Consider the following 20,605-nt stretch of genomic DNA (forward strand, 5'->3'; position numbering starts at 1 on the left):
AGCTTCGATCGGCGCAGAAGTGTTGTCAAAGGGAACTGAAAGACGAACGCGCCGCCGGAGACCGACGACGCGTTCCTGTTCGGGACCAGCTCAGTACTTGAAGCGTATTCCGACGACGACGCGACGGTCGTTGCGGAACCAACCATTCGGCTTCAACAACCCGCCGTCGGCCGAGTCGGTGACCTGCTGGTGCAGCTTCGTCTCGGTGTTGAGAAGGTTGCTGCCCTGGAAGTTCAGCTCGATGTTGTCGTTGACGCGATAACGCAGCGAGGCGTCCAAATAACCGGCGTCTTCCGACCAGATCGGCAGGTAGACGCAGCAGTCGACCCCCGTGACCAGGTACTCCGAGCGCCAGTTGTAGGCGAGCCGGGCCGCCCACGGACCCTTCTCGTACATGCCCACCAGGTTGTAGGCGTGCTCCGACAGGCCCTCGAGCTTGTCGACCTGGATGGCGGTGCCGCTGCTGCCCGGCTGCGGCGTGGCGCCCGAGCCGCCGCCCGACGCCGGCTTCAGGTTGGCGTTCGAGATGCCCTGGTTGTCGACGTAGGTGTAGTTGGCCTGGACGCCCAGGCCGTCGAACGGCGCGGGAAGGAAGTCGAAGAACCGCTGATAGGCGACTTCGAAGCCCTGCATCTCGGCCCCGTCGCCGTTCATGGGCCCGCGCGTCCGAACCGTCCGGGTGACGCCGTTGAGCGTGATCTCCTGCTCGTAGGAGCCGTACTGAATGTAGTCGTTGAACTTCTTGTAGAACAGCGCGATCGAGAACGACCCGACGTCGTTGAAGTAGTGCTCGAGCGAGATGTCGAACTGGTCCGCGGTGGTGGGCGCGAGGTAGGGGTTGTAAGCCTCGGCGGTGTAGGTCGGCGCCACGCCCACGATGTTCCCGCCGCTGTCCTTGATCCAGCGCGGGTCGGTGGCGTCGGTCACCGGCGGCGTCGACTTGTTCACGTCGACGTAGTTCTTCAGCAGCCCGATGTCGGGCCGCGCCATGGCGCGCGAAGCCGCGAAGCGCAGCACCCAGTCGTCGGTCAGGTCGAGCTTCAGGTTGAAGCTGGGCAGCCAGTGCTCGTGCTTCACGTCGACCGTCGTCGCCCCCCCGCCGCCGGCGGCGGCGAAAGCGATGTCGTCCGCGGACAGATAGCAGCCCAACGAACCCGGCACCGGCGACGGCGGCGGCAGCGCGACGCAGGTCGTGTCCGACGCGGTGTAGGGCGTCGGCGAGTTGATCGACCCGGTGCTGACGTTGTTGGTCTCGACGTAGCGCACGCCGATGTTGCCCGACACCCCGAGGCCGCCCCAGCGCGCGTCCGGCCCGCCGAACTTCAGCATGGCGTAGGCCGCCTTGGTGGTCTCCTCCACGTCGTTCAGTTCGGAGGCGCGGAAGCAGCCCTCGACCTCGCCCGCACGGGTGCAGATCGGCGCCCACTGGTCCTGGCCGACGCCGAGATTGGCGAAGCTCAGCGCGTCCGCCCCGTGGGCGGCCAGCGCGTCCATGTTGAAGAACACGATGTCACGGGGCGAACCGCCGAAGAAGTCGCCGCCGCCGAACCTGCGGACCTCGTAAAGACCGGTCGGATAGCCGCCGAACGAGCCGTTGGGCGTGTGCTGGTCGATGTTGAAGAACTGATACTGGCCCGAACCCAGGTTCCAGAGGTTGACGATGTTGGCCCAGTTGAAGTTCGAGTAACGCACCGTCTGCTCGCGATTGGCGTAGCGCACGCCGACCTTCAGCGAGTCCAGCCAAGTCGTGTCGAACAGATACTGAGCGTCCGCCCGGACCGAGAGCTGGTCGCCCTCGCTGTCCTCGCGGTGGTCCATCGCGTGATTGTAGCGATAGTTGTTCGGGTTGCTCAGGCCGCCCGGCGACAGGCTGATGTTGGTCGGGTCCAGCCACTCGACCCGCGGCCGCTCGCCGGTGGCGTCGAGCGAGAGGTTGGCGAAGGAATACTGGCCGACCTCGATGTCGTAGGAGTCGACCTCGGAGTGGATCTTCTGCAGGTCGAAGTTCAGCTTCAGCCGATCGCTGACGTTCCACTTTAGATTGACCGAAGCGTCCTCGGTCATGTTGCGGGTGTCGGCGAAGCGGGTGACCGCGTTGAGGTCAGGCCCGCGCACCGGGTCCGCGCAGGTCGCCTGCCAGTTGTAGCAGGGGTGCAGCATCGGCTGGCCCAACGAGTTGAGCGCGATCTGCGACGACATGCTCTCGTCCACGCCCCACCAGCCGGTGTCGGTCTGCTGCTGGGTCATGACGCCGGTCATGAAGTTGCCGGCCGAGTCGAAGGTGAAGGCCGGCGAGCCGGCCGGCGGCCGCGGCGCCCACTGCGGGCGACCGCTGCTCGGCGTCACGACGTTCGAATAGACCCAGTCCACCGGCAGGGCGAACATGTCGATCGGGTAGCTGATGACCCCGCGCTCGCGCCACTCGTTTTCGTAGGTGGAGCGGTTGTACTGGCCGGTCAGCAGGAACTTGTGCTCCGGATCCTGCCACTGGGCCGCGAGGGCCGCGCCGTTGCGGGTCCGGTCGTATTCGGTGTCGCGGTAGCCCACGCTCGAGGGGATATACTTCAGGCCCGGACCGTAGAGATCCTGCAGGATCGCCATGCGGCCGTACTGGATGCCCTGGGTTTCGTTCTGCACGTTCGAATAGGCGATGTTGGCCATCACGCCGACGTCGCCGATGCTGGTGCTCCACCGGTCGCTGTAGATGCCCACCGCCTCGGGCGTGTACTTCTCCGACACGTCGCCGTAGTTCATGGCCAGCGAGCCGCCGACCACCCGGCCGCTCGCGTCGAACGGCACGCGCGTGCGCAGGTTGACCGTGCCGGCGATGCCGCCCTCGATCATGTCCGCCGTCTGGTTCTTGTAGGTGTCCACCCCGGCCATCAGCTCGGGCGTGACGTCGCCCCAGCCCAGGCCGCGCGAGGAGTTCGCGCTGAAGCTGTCGCGGCCGTTGAACTCGTTGCGCACCTGCGGCAGGCCGCGCACGATCACGCCCGAGGGCTCGGCCGAGAAGTGCGAGGTGTCGTCGGTGGCCGAGAAGCGGTTGACGGTGACCCCGGGCACCCGCTGCAGCGCCTCGGCGACCGACTTGTCGGGGAAGGCGCCGATGTCGGTGGCGGTGATGGAGTCCACCACCGTGTCGGCGTCCCGCTTGATCTGCTGGGAGGTCTTCAGCGACTGGCGCACGCCGGTCACCACCACCTCGTCGACCTCGGCGGCTTGGTCGCCGCCGGCGTCCTGGGCCAGCGCCGGAACGGCCAGGCCGACCACGACCGCGAGCACGGCGACCGAGACGCCGGAACGCAACGCGCGGCGCAACACCACGTCGTTTGACGTATTCATTCGACTTCCTCCCCACGAGCCGACGCCTCTTCAGGGCGCCGTTCCCAAGTCTTCACGTCCGAGCGTGTTGCTTATTTGCTTTGCAAATGGACTAGCGGATCACTTGACGCCGCCCGCGGCGGAATGCGTCCCCCGCGCCTTCCCACGCGGCCAGCCGGACCGGCCTGGGCCGATGACAGCGCTGTCAATTCGATCCGTCGCCCTGCGCCCCCACACTCCCCGTCAACCGGCGTTATGCGAGACTTTGATCGCCACTGCAAAGCTATTCCGCCGCCGGAGTAAAATTTCGAGGCCAAGCCGGCCCGACGTGGCATTTCCATCACGCCGCCGGCCAGCCCCGCGATCTCGGGCGACCATTCGCCTGGCCTGACCGAGTCATCGGCGAGACCCGAGCATGCGTTGACTTGCAAAGACTGTTGAGACCTAGTTCCGGCGACGACGGCGCGCAGACGCCGGCCGGCGTCGACTTCGGGGAGCCTTCCATGAACCGCCGGATCCTTCTCGCCGCCGCCGCGGCCCTGCCCTTCCTCGCCGTCGGCCCGGCGCCGGCCGCCGCCGGCTCGCGCGCCTGCGTCGACTCGCCGGACACGGCGTTGAGAGTCTGCATCGCCGTCGACGCCCGCGGACCGTCCTATCAAGTCGTCCGCAACGGGCGGGAAGTCATCCGGCGCTCCGCTCTGGGATTGAGCCTGGAGGGGGACGGCCCGGCGCAAGTAAACCGAATCGAGCGGATCGAGCGCGCCTACGCCGACCAGACCTGGGAGCAGCCCTGGGGCGAACAGCGGCTGGTCCGCGATCGGCACAACGAGATGCGGGTGCGCCTGGCCGGGCCGGCCGGCGCGCGGCCGTACGAGGTGGTGGTGCGCGCCTTCGACGACGGTTTCGGCTTCCGCTACGACGTCCCGGCGGCCGGTCCGGTCGAGGTCCTGGACGAAGCCACCGAGTTCAACTTCGCCGGCCGCTACGACGCTTGGTGGTATCCCGCCCGCGAGCGCGAGCGCGACGAGTACCTCTACACGCGCACCGATCTCGACGCCGTCAGCCTGGCCGAAACGCCCTTCACCCTGCAGGGCGAGGGCCTTTATCTGTCGGTTCACGAGGCCGCGCTGGTCGATTACGCCAGCATGAACCTGCGGCGAACCGGTCCCGGCGCCTTCAAGGCCGACCTGATGCCCTGGTCGGACGGGGTGCGGGTGCGCCGCGACGGCGCGTTCGTCACCCCCTGGCGGGTGGTGCTGGTCGGCGAGAGCGCCGGCGCGCTGGCGGACTCGCGCCTGGTGCTGAACCTGAACGAACCCAACCGGCTGGGCGACGTCTCCTGGGTGAAGCCGACCAAGTACGTCGGCGTCTGGTGGGAGATGCACCTGAACCGCTCGACCTGGGGCGGCGGCCCCACCCACGGCGCCACCACCGCCAACGTGCGCCGCTATATCGATTTCGCGGCCGAGAACGGCTTCGGCGGCGTGCTGGCCGAGGGCTGGAACACCGGCTGGGACGGCGACTGGATCGCCAACGGCGACAAGTTCAGCTTCACTCAGGCGCACCCCGACTTCGACCTGGCCGGGCTGGCCGACTACGCCAGGCAGCGCGGGGTTGGGCTGATCGGTCATCACGAGACCGGCGGGGCGGTCGAGAACTACGAGCGCCAGCTGGACGCCGCTCTGGACCTTTACGCGGGCGCGGGCGTGCGGGCGGTGAAAACCGGGTACGTCAAGCCGAACGGGACCATCGTGCACCCCGGTCCGGACGGCGCGACGCAGAGCGAATGGTTCGCCGGCCAGTACATGGTGCGCCACCACCAGAAGGTGGCCGAAGCCGCCGCGGCCCGGCACATCTCGATCGACGCCCACGAACCGGTGAAGGACACCGGACTTCGCCGCACCTGGCCCAACCTGGTCAGCCGCGAGGGCGCGCGCGGCCAGGAGTTCAACGCTTGGGGGCGGCCGACCAACCCGCCGGAGCACGTGACCATCCTGCCGTTCACGCGCCTTCTGGCCGGCCCGATGGACTACACCCCGGGAATCTTCGACCTGACGTTCGGCAAGGCCAAGGTCGAGGAACGGGTGCAGTCCACCCTGGCCACCCAGCTGGCGCTCTACGTGGTGATCTACAGCCCGGTGCAGATGGCCGCCGACCTGCCCGAGAACTACGCCGCCCGCCCGGACGCCTTCCAATTCATCCGCGACGTGCCGGTCGACTGGGAGACCTCGAAGACCCTGGCCGGCGAGATCGGCGACTACGTCGTCGTCGCCCGCCGGCAGCGCGGCGGGGCCGACTGGTTCCTGGGCGCGGTGACCGACGAGACCGCCCGCAGGGTGCCGGTCACGCTCGACTTCCTCGAGCCCGGCCGACGCTACGAGGCGCAGATCTACCGGGACGGCCCGGGCGCGGACTACGTCAGCAATCCCTACGCGTTCGAGACGGCGCGCCGCGTGGTGACCGCTCACGACCGCCTGGAACTGGCGCTGGCTCCGGGCGGCGGACAGGCGATCCGCTTCCGCGCCCTGGACTGACGCAGCGCTGGCGCGAGGATCGATCCCGAGGGCGGGCGACAACGACAGCGACAAGCACGAGTCCACGGCCCGCGCCACAGTCGCGGCGTCGAGGCGGCGCTCGCCGGATGCACCGACGCCCAGGGCGCAGTTCTCCTCGGCCAAGCCGACCCGCGGAGCTTTGTGCAGTACCGACGCCAAGCTCTGGAATGAAGGTCCTGGAGCAGTGGTTCAGCTATCGCCGGCTCGACCGCAGCCGGCCCATGATAGGCGACCGGCGCCCACCGTCTGACCTGGGCCTGATCCAACCGGAAGGGTGGCTCGCCGACTACACCATGGAGCTCTTCAATGTCCTGCACGTGCTTGGCCGCCTCGTTCTCCTAGAACCTGCTCAGGCGGATTTGCCGGCGCAGATCGTAGCGAGCCCGCTCCTCAGCGAAGCGCAATTGTCGGCCGCCGGCGTCCGATTGCCTGGAACAGAAGCTCGACGAGGCTTCCGGAACGCTCGCTGCCAGCGGCTGGCCGCGTTCGACGCCTTATTTGGTCGAGAGTCTGCCGACACACCGCTGATGGTTATCGCCAGCGCCCAAACCTGCTCGTGTTGGCGCAGCGAGGAGCTTTGCGCCAAGGCACCGGGCCACCCGCGCGTTCATGGTACGTTCCGCAGATGCGCATAACGCGCGTTCCCAGAATCCCGTCCCGCCGGCACTCGGCTTAGCGCGGCTCAGATCTCCAGTTCGCGCGGCAGCCTGGCGACCACGCGGGCCAGCAGTTCGGACTCGTCGTAGCCCAGCGCGCGCGAGACGGCGCAGAACTCCAGCACGTCGAGGCGGCGGCCGCGGCGTTCGACCTTGGCGATGAAGGACTTCACCTTGGCGAGCCGCGACGCCAGCTCGGCCTGGCTGACCTTCTTGGCGCGCCTTGCGGCGACCAGGTCCTCGATGAGGAGGCGGTAGGCGTCGGTGAATACGGACTTGGGCATGGGGAGGTGCTCAGCGCCGGACGTCGAGGCCGCCGCCGGCGAGGAGCGCCTCGACCTCGGCGGCGCCGACCAGATTGAAATCGCCGGGGACGGCGTGCTTCAGGCAGCCGGCCGCCACCCCGAAGTCGAGGGCGGCGCGATCGTCCATCCCCGACAGCAGGCCGTGCATCAGGCCGGCCGCGAAGGCGTCGCCGCCGCCGATGCGGTCGACCACGCCGGTCAGGTGGAAGGATCCGGTACGCACCTCCCCGCCCCCGCGGGTGAACATGACGCCCGACAGCTCGTGGTGGTCGACGCCGTGGGTGGTCCGGAAGGTCGAGGCCATGCGCCGCAGATGCGGGAAGGCGTCGAAGGCGGCCTCGGCGGCGGCTCTCCGGCGCGCGGCCGGGTCCTCGTCGGTGAAGGCGCGGCCCAGCACCAGCGCGATGTCGCGGTCGTCGACGAAGGCGAGGTCGGCGCCCGACATCAGCTCCTTCAGCACCGCCGGCCCGTCGCCCTTCCACGCGGCCCAGAGCTTGGCGCGGTAGTTGCCGTCGAAGGAGACCTTCACGCCCTGCCGCCGCGCGGCCGCCACGGCGTTCAGCGCCCCGGCGGCGGCGTTGGGGCCGACCGCCGGCGTCACGCCCGACAGGTGCAGCCACTGCACGCCGGCCAGCTCGCGGTCCCAGTCGATCAGGTCGGCCGGCGCTTCCGCGAAGGCGGAGCCGGCTCGGTCGTAGGTGATCTCGGCCGGGCGCAGCACCGCGCCGGCCTGCAGGAAGTAGAGGCCCATGCGCCCGTCGGCGAAGCGCAGGCCCGAGACGTCCACGCCATAGCGGCGCAGCTCGTCTACGGCCGCGCGGCCGAGCGCGTTAGCGGGCAGGACGCTGGCGACGCCGGCCCGGTGGCCGAAGCGGGCCAGGGACACCGCCAGGTTCGTCTCCGCTCCCCCGAAGCAGACCTCCAGCCGCTTGGACTGCAGCAGCATCTCGGCTCCCGGCGCGGTCAGCCGTACCAACACTTCCCCGAAGCAGACGACGTCGCGGATCACGCAAAACTCCTGGGATGAAAAAGGGCGACGGCTCGCGCCGCCGCCCGAGGAGACCTCCTGCAAGGAAGCGTCAGGAGAAGAGCAGGCCGCCGTTGATGTCGAGGTTGGCGCCGTTGATGAACGAGGCCCCGTCGGAGGCCAGGTAGCTGACCAGGGCGGCCACTTCCTCGGCCTGCCCCTCGCGGCGCAGCGGCGTCGCGGCGGCCACCGCCTTGCGGACCTCGTCCTTGGAGAAGGTGTCGTGGAAGGTGGTGCTGATCATCCCCGGGCAGACCGAGTTCACGCGCACGCCCCTGGGCCCCAGCTCCTTGGCCATGGCGCGGGTGAAGGTGATCACCGCGCCCTTGCTGGTCGCGTAGATCGAGGCGCCTGGGCCGCCGCCGTCGCGGCCGGCGATCGAGGCCACGTTGACGATGGCGCCCCCGGCCGGGACGAACGGGGCGACCGCGCGCGTGGCCAGGAAGGTCGATTTCAGGTTCAGGGCCATGACGTGGTCGAAGAAGGCTTCGTCCATGTCGCTCAGGGTCTTTCGCGCGACCAGACCGCCGGCGACGTTGGCCAGCACGTGGATCTCGTCGCCCCAGGCCTGACGGGTCGCGTCGACCAGGGCGTCGACGTCGGCGGCGCGGGTCATGTCGCCCTGGACCAGCAGGCATTCACCGCCGGCCGCGCGCACCATCGACGCCGTCTCTTCGGCCGCGGCGGCCGAGCTCATGTAGTTGATCGCGACCTTGGCGCCTTCCTGCGCCAGCTTGATCGAGACGGCGCGACCGATGTCGCGGCCGCCGCCGGTCACGATCGCGACCTTGCCCTGCAGACTCATGTTCACTCCTTCGGCGCGACTTTGGCGCGCACGGGTTCGACGCGGCCGCAGAGCAGCCAGACGGAAAGGATCGACAGCGGCACGATCGCGGCCGCCAGGATGAAGATCGGCGCGTAGGACGCCTGGGTCATGACCGGCACCAGCCAGGTGGTGATCAGCACGCCGGCCACCGCCGCGGCGCCGCTCACCCCGGCCAGGGCCCCGACCGACTTGCCGCCGAACAGGTCGCCCGGCAGAGTCTGGATGTTGTTGATGGCGATCTGGAAGCCGAACAGCACCAGCGCGATGATCAGCACCGCCGTGAGCGGATCCGACGCGCGGGCCGCGTAGATCAGGGCCGGCAGCATGATCGCGCCGCCCAGGGTGATGACCAGCTTGCGGGCCAGGCCGACCGGCATCTTCAGGCGGATCAGCAGGCCCGACAGCCAGCCGCCGAACAGGCTGCCGATCATCGCGCCGACATAAGGCACCCAGCCGAACAGGCCGATTTGCTTGATGTCGAAGCCGAAGGTCTCGGCCAGGTAGATCGGCAGCCAGGAGACGAACAGCCACCAGACCGGGTCGATGAAGAAGCGGGACAGGATCACCCCCCAGCTCTCGCGGTGGCCCAATTGCTGGCGAAGGGTCGGCACGTAAATGTCGACGGCGGGGGCGTCGGCCGCGGCGGTTTCGCCGCCTTCGGCCTCGGCCGGGGCCGCGGCCTGACGCGGCGGCGAACGGTAGAGGGCCAGCCACGGCACGAGCCACAACAGGCCGAGCGCGCCGACCAGCAGGAATGTCGTTTTCCAGCCCAGCGCGCCGTAGAGGACCGCGATCAGTGGCGCCGAGACGATCGCGCCCAGCGCCGCGCCGGCGTTGAAGATGCCCTGGGCGAAGGCCCGCTCGCGGACGGGGAACCACTCGGCGTTGGCCTTGGTCGCGCCCGGCCAGGCGCCGGCCTCGCTGAAGCCCAGACCGGCGCGCGCGCCGACGAACTGCATCAGTCCGGCGGCCACGGCGTGGGCGGCGATCGACGCCGACCAGAAGAAGATCGAGACCGCGAAGCCCAGCTTCGTGCCGATCCAGTCGAAGATCTTGCCGAACGCCGCCTGCCCCAGGGCGTAGGCGACCATGAAGGCGGTGACCAGGAGGGCGTAGTCCTCCTTGCTGGCCCCGATCTCCTCGGAGATCTTCGGCCACATCACCGCCAGCGCGTTGCGGTCGATGTAGTTGACCACCGTCGCGACGGCGATCAGGCCGACGACGCCCCACCTCAAACCAGACGCCTTCAACGCCCCCTCCCCGACTTCAATCGTCGAACCGGCCGTAGAAGCCGGTCCAGCTGTAGCTGCGCTCGCCCGCCTTCACCGTATGGCGGGCGTTCGGGGCCGCGTCCTGGGCGACGCCCAGCGCCAGCCGGCGGCCCTCGCGGGTGGTGATCACGATCACGTCCGCGTCGTCGGACGCGAACCGCTCCAGCTTCGCGATCCGGCTGTGCGAGCCGACCGTGGTCTCGGCCGCGCCGTCGTAGAGGCCGTGCGGCTCCAGCACGCCGACAAAGGTCGCGTCCGCCGCCCCGTCGACCCGCTGGATCAGCACCGGTTCGCGGCGCAGGTTGAAATTCGGGTCGTTCGCGCCGCTCTCGGCCAGCACCGCCGTCGCCCCGGGCTGGGGCAGGAAGCGCCAGGTGTAGAAGCGGTTCTCATGCATCCAGGTCAGTTGCGCGTCGTCCGCGCTCGGCGCGCCGAGCGCGTCGACCCACAGGTGCTGGTAGCCGTTCGCCGTCCCCAGCACCGGCCGCTCGGCAACCTTGGATTGCAGCGGGAAGCCGACCTCGATGATGTGGCCTTGGTAGTGCAGCGGCAGGTCGTAGCGGGCCGGCTGCGGACCGTGGACCTTCAGCAGATCGACGACGATCGGGTGCGCGAACAGGTCCGACTGCAGCAGCGCCTGAGTGCGGGTGAAGACGACGCCGTCGTAGGCGCCCGCCATGCGCGCGCTGGTGATCTGGGTCGGGCCGCCGGCCTCGAAGAAGATCTGCTCCGGCGCGGCCGCCTCGGCGCGTTTGAGCACGCCGTCGAAGTGGGTCGTCTCGTTCACCACCAGGGTGTTGTGGGCCACCGTCTGCTTGGCCCAGCTGGTGTTTTCCGGCAGGTACACTCCGCCGCTCTTGGCTTCGACGTTCAGGAACCGGGCTGAGCCGTAGTCGCGCACGATCTCCTGGCCGTTGTCGAAGAACAGCCAGTTCAGCTTGTCGAAGTGACCGTGCCCCATGCCCTGTGAGGTGTTCTTGGCCACCAGCGCCGTCTGCCGGGGCCCGTCGCCGGTGCGCAGAATGGCCAGCGCGCCCTTCATGCCGTCCGGACCGTCGCGCAGCAGGACCGACGCGAACGGGAACGGCTTCGCCTTGCCAGCCGCGAGGTCGCGCGCCACGCGCAGGCCGTCGGGCGTGAGCACGGTGTGGCCCTGGGTGCGGGCCACCGACAGCAGGCTCGGATCGCCGGTCAGGGCGTAGGCGATGGCCACGCCATGGTGGAGCTCCTCGGTGTCGAGCCCCTTGTCCTTGATGGCGTCGTTGATCGGCAGCAACCGGTCCGCATAGCTCATCTGCACCGTCGTGCGGATCGCCTTCAGCAGGACCCCGTCGCGCCGTTCGAAGATCTTCAATTCCGGCTGGCGACGGTCGATCTCGCGGGCGAACACCACGAAGGGCATCAGCGCGTAGCGCTGGTAGTACGCCCCTTCCTCGTAATAGCCGTCCGGCGAAAACAGTTGGTCGATCTGGCGCAGGAAGCCGGCCTGGCCGTCGCGGTTGAGACCACGCAGCGCCTTGTCGACCAGGACGGAGTCGCCGAGCACGTAGCCGGTCATGCCGACGCCGGCGACCGCCCAGGTGGCGTGGTTGTGGATCCGGTTGAAATTGCGCGGGTTCTCGTCCGACAGGAACCGGGCCATGCGCCGGAACACCTGCTCCTCGATGGTCTTGCGGTCGGCGGGGCTCAGGGTCGGGCGGATCGCCTCGTAGCCCTGAACCGCGTTCACCAGCCAGACCGAGTCGTTCAGGGTCTGCCAGAACAGACGGCCCGCGATTTCGTCGCCCCGCCCGGCCGGGTGCGGCCCCAGCTTCGGATACAGCTCGGCATAGGCCAGCAGCAGCTTGCGCACGTGCTCAGCGTAGGCCGGGTCGCCGGTGAGCCGGTAAAGCTGCCCGGCCTGGTAGATGGTGCGGTAGTTACGCTTGTGCTGCTCGTGCGTGTAGCCGCCGCCCGGGTCCTTGGGGACCGGCACGACCACGCCCTGGCGCATGGCTTCGGCGACGTCGGCCTTGGCCCGCTCCACCTCGGCGGCGAACAGCGGCGCGTCCGTCCAGGCCGCGAACTCGGGCTTCGGAGCGGCGGCGGCCGGGCTCGGCGCGCCGGCGTTCACCGGGGCGGCGCCGCACAGCAGGGCCAGGGCCAGGACGGAGACGAGGGGCGCGCGGGTCATCGGGCGGCCTCGCCGACGACGGTGTTGCCGGAGACGAGGAGCTTCGCCTCGACCTTCTTGCTGGCGTCGGCGACCTTCGGCTCGGGCGTCCGTTCGAAGCGGTTGCCGACGATCCGGGTCGACGGCGCGCCCACCGTGTGCAGCACCTCGATCACCCCGCTGTCCCTGAATTCGTTCTGCTCGATCACCGCCTTCTGGACGCCGTGCAAGTCGATCGCCGCCTGGCTGGTGTTGCGCGGCCCGCGCCCGGAGCCCTCGATCCGGTTGCCGCGCACCAGCACGTCCGGCCCGAAGGTGCTTTCGTCGGTGCCGCCCCGGTAGACGTCGGCGATCTCGCCGGCGACGCCGCGGAAGGCGGTGTCGAGGATTTCGAGGCGCTCGACGTTGTAGAAGCCGAGCTCGTCGGTCTCGGCATCGGCCTTGATCACCGAGCCGGTGACGTTCTCGACCACGCTGTTCTTGAGGACCACGCGCTCAGCGAGCGAGCCTTTCGAGATGGAGACGACGTCGAACGCGCCGTTCACGTCCAGGTCGGCGACGCGAACGCCCTCGATGATCAGGTCGCAACTCGCCAGCAGGCCGCGCGGCGTGGTGCGCACCACCGCGTCGCCGGTGGCGTCCGGCGCCCGCCGGCCGGAGACGGCCAGGTTCTTCAGGTGCAGCGCGCCGCCCTCTTCGATCTGGAACAAGGTCGGACGGGTGAAGGCGATCTCGACCGCCAGCCCCTCGCCCGGCGCGGCGCCGGCGGCCGGGGCCGGCCCCTGCACGGTCAGCGGCCTGGAGACCGCCAGCACTTCCTCGACCACGTACCGTCCAGGAGCCAGCGCCAGGGTGTCGCCCGGCCCGGCTGCGCGGATTGCGGCGGCCAGAGCGCCCTCCTCCGGCCCGACCGGGATCACCCGCCCGGAACCGAGCGCCGCCAGGGCCTGGGTCTTCGGATACCAGTCGACGCCGGTCGCTTCGCGCGCGACGGGCTGCAGGTCGCGCCGGACCCCGACAGCGCCAAGCTTCCGATCGACCGGATAGAGCAGCCCGTTGGCGGCCCGCTCCATGCGGATCTTCGCACGCCGGAAGCCGACGACCAGGGCGGGCGCATCGACCTCGCTCTGCACGTTGCCGTCGAACACGATCCCGTCGACGGCGGCGCGGGCGCGCAGCGGATCGACCCGGTTATCCGAGACCATCAGGTTCTCGACGAAGCGGCTCCCCGCCGGCGGCAGGCTGCGCTCCGCGTCGGCGCCCGCCCCGAACTCCACGCTGGCGGCGTCGACGATGGTGTTGTGCTCGATCACGGCCCCGACCACCTGGTGGTAGCGGTTGATGGGCGAGTTCGGCACGCCGTTCATCACCGCCAGGGCGCTGGCGTTGCTGCCGCCCGCGAGCCCTTCCATGTAGTTGTTGCGCACGGTCTGGTCGCGGTTGATCACCCGCACGCCGCCCGTGTGCGGCTTGCCCCGGCCGAAGAAGACGTTGTTTTCGACCAGGTTGCCGTTGCCGTGCCGCAGGGTCAGCGCCCCGCGCGATTCCACGAAGACGTTGCCGCGGATGACGTTCGAGCCCGACTTGACCGAGATGATCTCGATCTCGCCGTCCGTGCGCTCGAACCAGTTGTCCTCGACCAGGGTGTAGGACGGGCTCAGGGACTGGCCGCTGGTGCCGATGCGGATGGTCTCGCCGCCGTTCGAGCCCAGGTTCGGGCGCGGCCCGAACCAGTTGTGGTCGATGCGGTGGTGGTTCTCCAGCCCGTATTCGGGCTCGCGGATCACCACCAGGGTCGCCCCGAGGTTGGCCTTGCCGACGATCTGGCTGTGATCGAAGCGATTGTGCTCGCCATAGAGCGCGATCCAGTGGTCGGACTCCAGGCGGTTGGGGTTGTTGAAGCGGTCGATGACCACCTCGGTCACCCGCGAGGCCCTGGCGACCTCGCCCGCCTTGCCGCGGAAGGCGATCACTTCGCCGCTCGGGGTCCAGCCGTCGCGGAACACCAGGCCCGACACGACCAGGTTCTCGCCTGCCAGCCGCAGGTTGGACCGGCCGGTGATGAAGACCCGCCCCTTTTGCTCGGCCCTCAGGGTGATCGGCGCCTTGGCGACGCCGTGCCCGCGCAGCAGGATCTCGAAGTCGCGCCATTCGCCGTTGGCCAGCACGATCTCGTCGCCCGGCGCGGCCTGGTCGACCGCGCGCCGGAACTCGTCCTGGGTCCGCACCAGCCGCTCGGCGGCTTCCGCCGCCGTCATCCAGCCGCTCAGCACCACGACCGTCGCGGTGCACAGAATGCGCCTCATGTTCCCCCGCCCGTCCGGAGCCGCTCGGACAGAGCCGGCGACTCTCTTTCGATCAAAGCTTGGCCGGACGCTAGCAGCCGGACCGACCGGATTCAAGCCACATCACGCGATCCGGACTAGTCCACCGGACTAACCAGATGCGAAGACTCGCGCCCGTCCGGTCTGAGACGCCGGCTTGACACGCTCACCCGCAGCGGCACACTGGCAGGCGAACGCCGGGCGTGATGCTGACAGCCCTTACGCCCCGGCGTAGCTTCCGGCCGCGGCTGCGGCCGCAGACTCTTGGGGCCAGGGCTTTGGACGGATCCAACGACATTCAGCGGCGCGCGGGCCAGCCCCGACTGTTTCACGCCGTCGCCGAGCAGATCGCCGCCCTGATCGACGACGGCGTGTTCCCGCCCGGCGCCAAGCTGCCTGGCGAACGCGAGCTCGCCGAACGCTTCGGGGTCAGCCGCGTCACCGTCCGCGAGGCCGCTGTCGCCTTGCAGGCCTCGGGCCGGGTGGACATCCGCGCCGGCTCCGGCGTCTACGTCCGGGACCGCGCCGACGCCCGCCAGGACGGCCTGCCGGAAGTCAGCGCCTTCGAACTCACCGAGGCCCGCTCCCTGTTCGAATCGGAAGCCGCCGCCCTGGCCGCGCCGATCATCTCGGACGAGGATCTCGCCCGGCTGGACGTGCTGGTCGCCGCCATGTCCGGCGAATCGGAGGAGCTGTCGGCCGACGAAGCCGACCGCCAATTCCACCTGCTGATCGCCTCGGCCTCGGGCAACCGCGCCATCATTCACACCATCACCTCGCTCTGGCGCATGCGCACCGAGCTCAGCGAGGTCCAGACCGCCCATGCGTCGGTCTGCGAGAAGGACGCCTCCTCGCGCATCGACGAGCACGCCGCCGTGCTCGACGCCTTGAAACGCAAGGATCCCGTCGGCGCCCGCGCGGCCATGCGCCGCCACTTCAACCGGCTGATCGAGGCCATGCTCGACGCCGAGGAGAAGCGCGCGTTCGACGAACTGCGCCGTAAGGCGACCGAAAGCCGCCAGCGTTTCCTGATCTCCGCGCGGATCGGCTGATCCCGCCGACGGGTGAGCCGTCGCCCCGCGATCCGACTGTCCCCCTGCCCGCGGACGCGCGGAACGCCTTCGGGCGGGCTTCAGAACACATTGAAATGTCGGGAGAACCCTGCACCACCCCAGGTGGACGATCCGGTCGTGTCGCGCCGGACTAGCCACTGGTCAGTCCAAACTTCAGACCGGATCGTATGACCAATTGGTTGACGATGCGGTCCGTTTTGGACAAGCTTGACCGTGAACCCGCGAAAGACGGGCATCCAATTAGGGGGAAATCATGCGCATCGAGCATGCGTCGAATCTCGGCCGGCGCCTGGGCCGCCAAGCGTTGCGTTCAGTGCTTCTGTGTGGGATCGCCGCGACTCCGTTCGTCGCCGGCACGGCGGCGGCCCAGACCGCGCCCGCCGCGAGCGAGCAGGCCGGCGAGGTCGAGGAAGTCGTCGTCACCGGCGTCCGCGCCGCCATCCAGTCGTCGATCCAGCAGAAAAAGAACGCCACCGTCGTTTCCGACGTGCTGGCCGCCGACGACATCGGCGACCTGCCGGCCCTGTCGATCGGCGAGGCGATCGAAACCATCACCGGGGCGGCCACCCACCGCGAGAAGGGCGGCGCTTCGGAGATCGCCGTGCGCGGCCTGGGCCCCTATCTCGGCTCGACCACCTTCAACGGGCGCGAGGCCACCAACGGCAGCGGCGACCGCTCGGTGAACTTCTCCATGTTCCCGTCGGAGCTGATCAACACCGTCGCGATCTACAAGTCGCAGCGCGCGGACTTCGTCGAGGGCGGCGTCGCCGGCATCATCGACATGCAGACCCTGAAGCCGCTCGACTTCGGCAAGCGCCGCATCCAGCTGGAAGGGCGCGGCATTTACCAGGGCTACGACCAGCGTCTGGCCGACGAGAACGGCCTGGGCTGGCGCGGCACCTTCTCCTACGTCGACCAGTTCGACGTCGGGGCTTTGGGCCGGATCGGCCTGTCGGTCGGCGTCCAGAAGGGCAAGAGCAACAACCCCGAGGAGCTGTTCTCCTCGAGCTCGACCTGGTCGGCCTGCAACGCCACCATCGCGGTCGGGACGACGGCGAACTGCACGGAAGTGAGCCCGGGCTCCTACGCCAGCGGCGCGACCCCGGCCGGCACGCCCTTCTACCTGACCACCGGCAGCCGCACCTTCATCCAGTTCAACGAGCACGACGACCGCGAGTCGGTGTTCACCGCCCTGCAGTGGCGTCCGAACGACGACATCTCGGTCAACTTCGATTACCAGCAGTCGACCTACGAGTTCATCGAGGCGCGCCAGCAGCTCAATCTGTCTGAGACCATGCGGGGCTACGGCTCGTCGGCCGTCTACACCGACGAGGGCGTGCTGCAGAAGTACAGCGGCAACAGCACGCTGGAATCCACCCCCCTCTACCGCGACCAGATCGAGCAGTACGAGGGCGGCGGCCTGAACGTCGCCTGGGACGCCACCGACCGGCTGTCCCTGGCGCTGGACTACGGCTGGTCTGACACCTTCCGCTCGCGGATGGACCGGGAGGTGCGCCTGCGGTCCAACGCGACCGACATCTACGGCGTCGCGGTCCCGGGCGTGATCAACGGCCAGCGGGTCGCCTATACGTTCGACGCGACCCAGGGCGACGTGCCGACCATCACCCTGAACCCGCTGTTCGACGTCAACGACGCCGACAACTTCAGCGCCGCGGCCCGCCTGCGCCGGACCGAACAGGTCCGCGAAGACGAGATCACCGCGACCCGACTGGACGGGACCTACCGCCTGGCCGACACTGGTCTCTTGGACGTGAAGTTCGGCGCCCGCCGGTCGGAACACGAGTTCCGCGACATCAACCAGGATCGGCGCGAGTACAACATCACCTCGGCCTCGGCGATCGCCTCGGCCAACCTGGCCTGCCGCCTGCCGCAGTTCCCGCAGTCCGACTTCCTGAGCGACGCCTCGGGCAAGCCGATCACGTCGTGGGCCACCTTCGACTCGATCTGCCTGTTCGAGAACCTGATCGGCACGGCCGATCCGGGCCGCAACGCCGACACCCGCGCGATCGGCAACCGCGACATGACGGAGACGACCACGGCCTTCTACGCCCTGGCCGACTTCGACACCGAACTGGCGGGCATGCCGCTGAGCGGCAATTTCGGCCTGCGCTATGTGAAGACCGAGGTGCAGTCGACCGGCCTGCGCGGCGGGTTCGACGTGATCACCAACCCGGACAGCACCATCCAGCTGGTCTCCAACGGGCAGTTCGACACCCTGACCTTCGACAGCGAGTCCGAGGAGTGGCTGCCCAGCGTCAACCTCGCCCTCGACGTGACCGAAAAGGCCCGCGTGCGCCTGGGCCTGTTCCGCGCCATGTCGCGGCCGGATCCGGAGGACCTGGGGGCCGGGCGGACCATCAACCTGGAAAGCGGCACGTCCTTCGCCACGCCTGAGGACGCGATCCGCAGCGTCACGGCCAACGGCAACCCGGCGATGACGCCGCTGATGTCCTGGAACGCCGACCTGTCGTTCGAGTACTACCTGAACCGCGACTCCATGTTCAGCGCCGCCGTCTTCCTGAAGAAATTCCAGGGCGGCTTCGAGAACGTGGTCGTGAATGATACCTACACCATCGACGGCCAGTCCGTGACGGTGCCGGTGATCGTCACCGAGACCTCGGACGAAGAGAGCGACATCTTCGGCTTCGAGCTGACCGGCGCGCACCGGTTCTCCAACCTGCCCGCGCCGTTCGACGGCCTGGGCGTGAAGGCGAGCTACAGCTACGCCGACTCCAGCTTTGAGACCGAGGATCTGCGTCTGGGCGACCAGACCGACGCGGCTACCGGCGTGGTGACGCCGGGCATCATCGACCCGGTCGACATCTTCGGCCTGTCGAAGCACGTGTTCTCGGGGTCGCTGTACTACGAGATGGGCCCGATCGAGCTGCAGGGCATCGTCAAGTACCGCTCGGGCTACTACCAGCAGTTCGTGGGCGCCGCCGCCCAGAACCGCGTTGTCCGCGAGGCGACGGTGATGGACTTCCGCGCCAGCTACCGCGTCAACGACAACCTGAGCTTCTCGTTCGAAGGGTCGAACCTGAACAACGAGCCGCGCGTCGAGGACATGCCGATCCCCGGCAGCGTTCGCGAAGTGCACCTGTACGGGCCCCGCTACTATCTGGGCGCCCGCTACCGCTTCTGACGTGCCTGCGGCGGCGCTCTGACGGGCGCCGCCGTCCCTTCTCTGGCCGCGACGACGCCACGTCGGCCCCGGCCGGTTCCGCACTCTTCTCTGAGCCTGCTGAGGCGCCCCACGGGGCGCCTCTTTTTTATGCCGCGCCCGCCTCAGATCTCGATTTCGCGGGGCAGCCTGGCGACCACGCGGGCCAGCAGTTCGGACTCGTCGTAGCCGAGCGCGCGCGAGACGGCGCAGAACTCCAGCACGTCGAGGCGGCGGCCGCGGCGTTCGACCTTGGCGATGAAGGACTTCACCTTGGCGAGCCGCGACGCCAGCTCGGCCTGGCTGACCTTCTTGGCGCGCCTTGCGGCGACCAGGTCCTCGATCAGGATGCGGTAGGCGTCGGTGAAAACGGACTTGGGCATGGGGAGTGCTCAGCGCCGGACGTCGAGGCCGCCGCCGGCGAGGAGCGCCTCGACCTCGGCGGCGCCGACCAGATTGAAATCGCCGGGGACGGCGTGCTTCAGGCAACCGGCCGCGACCGCGAAGTCCAGGGCGGCGCGGTCGTCCATGCCCGACAGCAGGCCGTGCATCAGGCCGGCCGCGAAGGCGTCGCCGCCGCCGATGCGGTCGACCACGCCGGGCAGGTGGAAGGATCCGGTTCGCACCTCCCCGCCCCCGCGGGTGAACATGACGCCGGACAGCTCGTGGTGGTCGACGCCGTGGGTGACGCGGAAGGTCGAGGCCATGCGCTGCAGATGCGGGAAGGCCTCGAACGCGGCCTCGGCGGCGGCGCGGCGGCGCGCCGCCGGCTTCGGGCGGGACGCCGGCGCGCGCCAGGGCCGGCGCCGCCGGCAGGGTGCGCGGACGCTCCCTCGGGCCGGCCTCGAACTCGGCGTGCCGGCGGCGGCCGGCCACGTCCTCGACGACGTTGCCGACGATGGCGTGGCAGGCGAAGGCGCGGGGAGGGCCGGCCGACGGCGTCGCCGCGTGTTTCCATGAAAGCCGTCCCTTCCCACTGTCGCGGCGCGGAGACCCGACCGCCCCGCCAGTCACCTTCGGATCGTCCACGACGAGCTGTGGGAAATCGTGCACCTCCGCTACTCGGAGGTGGCGCTCGGTCTCAGAATACGTCACCCGAACTCTCGCGCCGGCCGAAGCGCCTGCTCTCGGACCTGACTCGCTGCGGCCCGTGCGGGGGGCCGCTGGTGATCGGCGGCGCTGAAGGCCGGCTCGTGTGCTCGATCCGGCGCGACCGAGGACCGGCCGGATGCTCCAACGGCCGCGGCTTTAAGTCGGGCCCGATTGAGGAGCGCGTCGTCCGAGCCTTAAAAGGCGTCCTGCTTGAGCCCGCCCTGATCGAGGAGGCGCTGCGCGAGGACAGCAGGTTGATGGCCAAACGCGACGCTGGCACGGCGGCCGAACGGATCCGATTGGCGAACGAGCTTGCGGAGGTGAAGCGGCGCGCGGAACGCCTTGTCGACGGCGTAGCGGACGGCCTGCTGACGGGCGCCGCGGTGAAGGAGCGGCTCGCCACGCTGGAAGCTTCGCGCGCACACCTTGAGACGCGCCTCGCAGAGCTGCGGCCGCCACACGTTGTCGCCCTCCATCCGGACGCGGCGCAGCTGGGGACACTTGGCCCGCGTGCCGGGCGAGCGCCCGGCCGTTTCCATTTCTGTCCGCTATGGCTCAGGCCGCCGCGTGCAGCAGGGGATCGGACATCGCGCGGCGGATCAGCTCCGCCTGCCGCTGCTCGCGGGCCATGTGCCCGAAAGCCGCTGGAGCAGCGCGATGTCGCCTGCTTCATGGACGCCGCCCCCCCCTCCGTTCGGAGGGGACGCGCAGGCGCATGCGGCGGCCGTTTCAGCCCATTGGCGGCCCCGTTTGCGTCAGCCGGGCCCGGAAACGCGAACAGCCCCGCTTATGAGGCGGGGCTGTTCGGGAAGTTTGGGTGCG

General features: G+C 69.3%; 14 protein-coding genes. 4 read left to right on the top strand and 10 right to left on the bottom strand.

Features of this window, described 5'->3' with window-relative positions; translation table 11 throughout:
• Positions 1-90 precede the first annotated feature (90 nt).
• The gene (locus tag H8B08_RS16845; RefSeq protein ID WP_187451352.1) at positions 91-3,342 is read right to left on the bottom strand and encodes a TonB-dependent receptor; all 3,252 of its coding nucleotides are present in this window, start codon (positions 3,340-3,342) and stop codon (positions 91-93) included.
• Between the two features lie 482 nt (positions 3,343-3,824).
• Here H8B08_RS16845 and H8B08_RS16850 point away from each other — a divergent pair, with 482 nt between their 5' ends.
• Both H8B08_RS16850 and H8B08_RS16855 read left to right on the top strand, forming a co-directional pair.
• Positions 3,825-5,855 (top strand): glycoside hydrolase family 97 protein, encoded by a 2,031-nt coding sequence (locus tag H8B08_RS16850; protein WP_187451353.1) that lies wholly within the window; start codon positions 3,825-3,827, stop codon positions 5,853-5,855.
• Positions 5,856-6,043: 188 nt separating this feature from the next.
• Positions 6,044-6,511: a hypothetical protein gene (locus H8B08_RS16855; RefSeq protein WP_187451354.1), complete on the top strand. Its 468-nt coding sequence runs from the start codon at positions 6,044-6,046 to the stop codon at positions 6,509-6,511.
• A 47-nt stretch (positions 6,512-6,558) separates the two neighbouring features.
• On the opposite strand, the gene H8B08_RS16860 is transcribed toward H8B08_RS16855, so the two are convergent.
• The 6 genes from H8B08_RS16860 to H8B08_RS16885 all read right to left on the bottom strand — a co-directional run bounded on the left by H8B08_RS16860 (position 6,559) and on the right by H8B08_RS16885 (position 14,419).
• Positions 6,559-6,816 carry a helix-turn-helix domain-containing protein gene (locus H8B08_RS16860; protein ID WP_187451355.1) on the bottom strand — a complete coding sequence of 86 codons (258 nt, stop codon included), beginning with the start codon at positions 6,814-6,816 and terminating at the stop codon, positions 6,559-6,561.
• 10 nt (positions 6,817-6,826) lie between these two features.
• A complete protein-coding gene (locus H8B08_RS16865; RefSeq protein ID WP_370545511.1) occupies positions 6,827-7,846 on the bottom strand; it encodes a PfkB family carbohydrate kinase in 1,020 nt (339 codons plus the stop codon).
• Between the two features lie 70 nt (positions 7,847-7,916).
• Positions 7,917-8,669: an SDR family NAD(P)-dependent oxidoreductase gene (locus H8B08_RS16870; RefSeq protein WP_187451356.1), complete on the bottom strand. Its 753-nt coding sequence runs from the start codon at positions 8,667-8,669 to the stop codon at positions 7,917-7,919.
• Positions 8,670-8,671: 2 nt separating this feature from the next.
• Positions 8,672-9,925, bottom strand: a complete 1,254-nt coding sequence (locus H8B08_RS16875) for an MFS transporter (protein ID WP_255500912.1) — start codon at positions 9,923-9,925, stop codon at positions 8,672-8,674.
• Between the two features lie 31 nt (positions 9,926-9,956).
• A complete protein-coding gene (locus H8B08_RS16880; protein WP_187451358.1) occupies positions 9,957-12,134 on the bottom strand; it encodes a heparinase II/III family protein in 2,178 nt (725 codons plus the stop codon).
• A complete protein-coding gene (locus H8B08_RS16885) occupies positions 12,131-14,419 on the bottom strand; it encodes a polysaccharide lyase 6 family protein (protein WP_222934556.1) in 2,289 nt (762 codons plus the stop codon). The genes H8B08_RS16880 and H8B08_RS16885 overlap by 4 nt, the downstream gene beginning before the upstream one ends.
• Before the next feature lie 296 nt (positions 14,420-14,715).
• Here H8B08_RS16885 and H8B08_RS16890 point away from each other — a divergent pair, with 296 nt between their 5' ends.
• Positions 14,716-15,489 carry a FadR/GntR family transcriptional regulator gene (locus H8B08_RS16890; protein ID WP_255500913.1) on the top strand — a complete coding sequence of 258 codons (774 nt, stop codon included), beginning with the start codon at positions 14,716-14,718 and terminating at the stop codon, positions 15,487-15,489.
• Between the two features lie 274 nt (positions 15,490-15,763).
• Positions 15,764-18,673: a TonB-dependent receptor gene (locus H8B08_RS16895; RefSeq protein ID WP_187451360.1), complete on the top strand. Its 2,910-nt coding sequence runs from the start codon at positions 15,764-15,766 to the stop codon at positions 18,671-18,673.
• A 143-nt stretch (positions 18,674-18,816) separates the two neighbouring features.
• On the opposite strand, the gene H8B08_RS16900 is transcribed toward H8B08_RS16895, so the two are convergent.
• From H8B08_RS16900 to H8B08_RS16910, 3 genes are all read right to left on the bottom strand, one after another.
• Complete coding sequence (locus H8B08_RS16900; protein ID WP_187451361.1) at positions 18,817-19,074, bottom strand: helix-turn-helix domain-containing protein; 258 nt, start codon at positions 19,072-19,074, stop codon at positions 18,817-18,819.
• A gap of 9 nt (positions 19,075-19,083) precedes the next feature.
• On the bottom strand, positions 19,084-19,398 hold the full coding sequence (locus tag H8B08_RS19665) for a PfkB family carbohydrate kinase (RefSeq protein WP_187451362.1): 315 nt from the start codon (positions 19,396-19,398) through the stop codon (positions 19,084-19,086).
• Between the two features lie 579 nt (positions 19,399-19,977).
• A complete protein-coding gene (locus H8B08_RS16910) occupies positions 19,978-20,322 on the bottom strand; it encodes a hypothetical protein (RefSeq protein WP_187451363.1) in 345 nt (114 codons plus the stop codon).
• Positions 20,323-20,605 lie beyond the last annotated feature (283 nt).

The organism is Caulobacter sp. 17J80-11, from assembly GCF_014349105.1.
In the GTDB taxonomy this organism is placed as follows: Bacteria; Pseudomonadota; Alphaproteobacteria; order Caulobacterales; family Caulobacteraceae; genus 17J80-11.

Bases quoted from the DNA above. Each gene is read 5' to 3' on its own strand.
- H8B08_RS16845 (WP_187451352.1), bottom strand. From the start codon at position 3,342: ATGAATACGTCAAACGACGTGGTGTTGCGCCGCGCGTTGCGTTCCGGC.
- H8B08_RS16850 (WP_187451353.1), top strand. From the start codon at position 3,825: ATGAACCGCCGGATCCTTCTCGCCGCCGCCGCGGCCCTGCCCTTCCTC.
- H8B08_RS16855 (WP_187451354.1), top strand. From the start codon at position 6,044: ATGAAGGTCCTGGAGCAGTGGTTCAGCTATCGCCGGCTCGACCGCAGC.
- H8B08_RS16860 (WP_187451355.1), bottom strand. From the start codon at position 6,816: ATGCCCAAGTCCGTATTCACCGACGCCTACCGCCTCCTCATCGAGGAC.
- H8B08_RS16870 (WP_187451356.1), bottom strand. From the start codon at position 8,669: ATGAGTCTGCAGGGCAAGGTCGCGATCGTGACCGGCGGCGGCCGCGAC.
- H8B08_RS16880 (WP_187451358.1), bottom strand. From the start codon at position 12,134: ATGACCCGCGCGCCCCTCGTCTCCGTCCTGGCCCTGGCCCTGCTGTGC.
- H8B08_RS16885 (WP_222934556.1), bottom strand. From the start codon at position 14,419: ATGAGGCGCATTCTGTGCACCGCGACGGTCGTGGTGCTGAGCGGCTGG.
- H8B08_RS16895 (WP_187451360.1), top strand. From the start codon at position 15,764: ATGCGCATCGAGCATGCGTCGAATCTCGGCCGGCGCCTGGGCCGCCAA.
- H8B08_RS16900 (WP_187451361.1), bottom strand. From the start codon at position 19,074: ATGCCCAAGTCCGTTTTCACCGACGCCTACCGCATCCTGATCGAGGAC.
- H8B08_RS19665 (WP_187451362.1), bottom strand. From the start codon at position 19,398: ATGGCCTCGACCTTCCGCGTCACCCACGGCGTCGACCACCACGAGCTG.
- H8B08_RS16910 (WP_187451363.1), bottom strand. From the start codon at position 20,322: ATGGAAACGGCCGGGCGCTCGCCCGGCACGCGGGCCAAGTGTCCCCAG.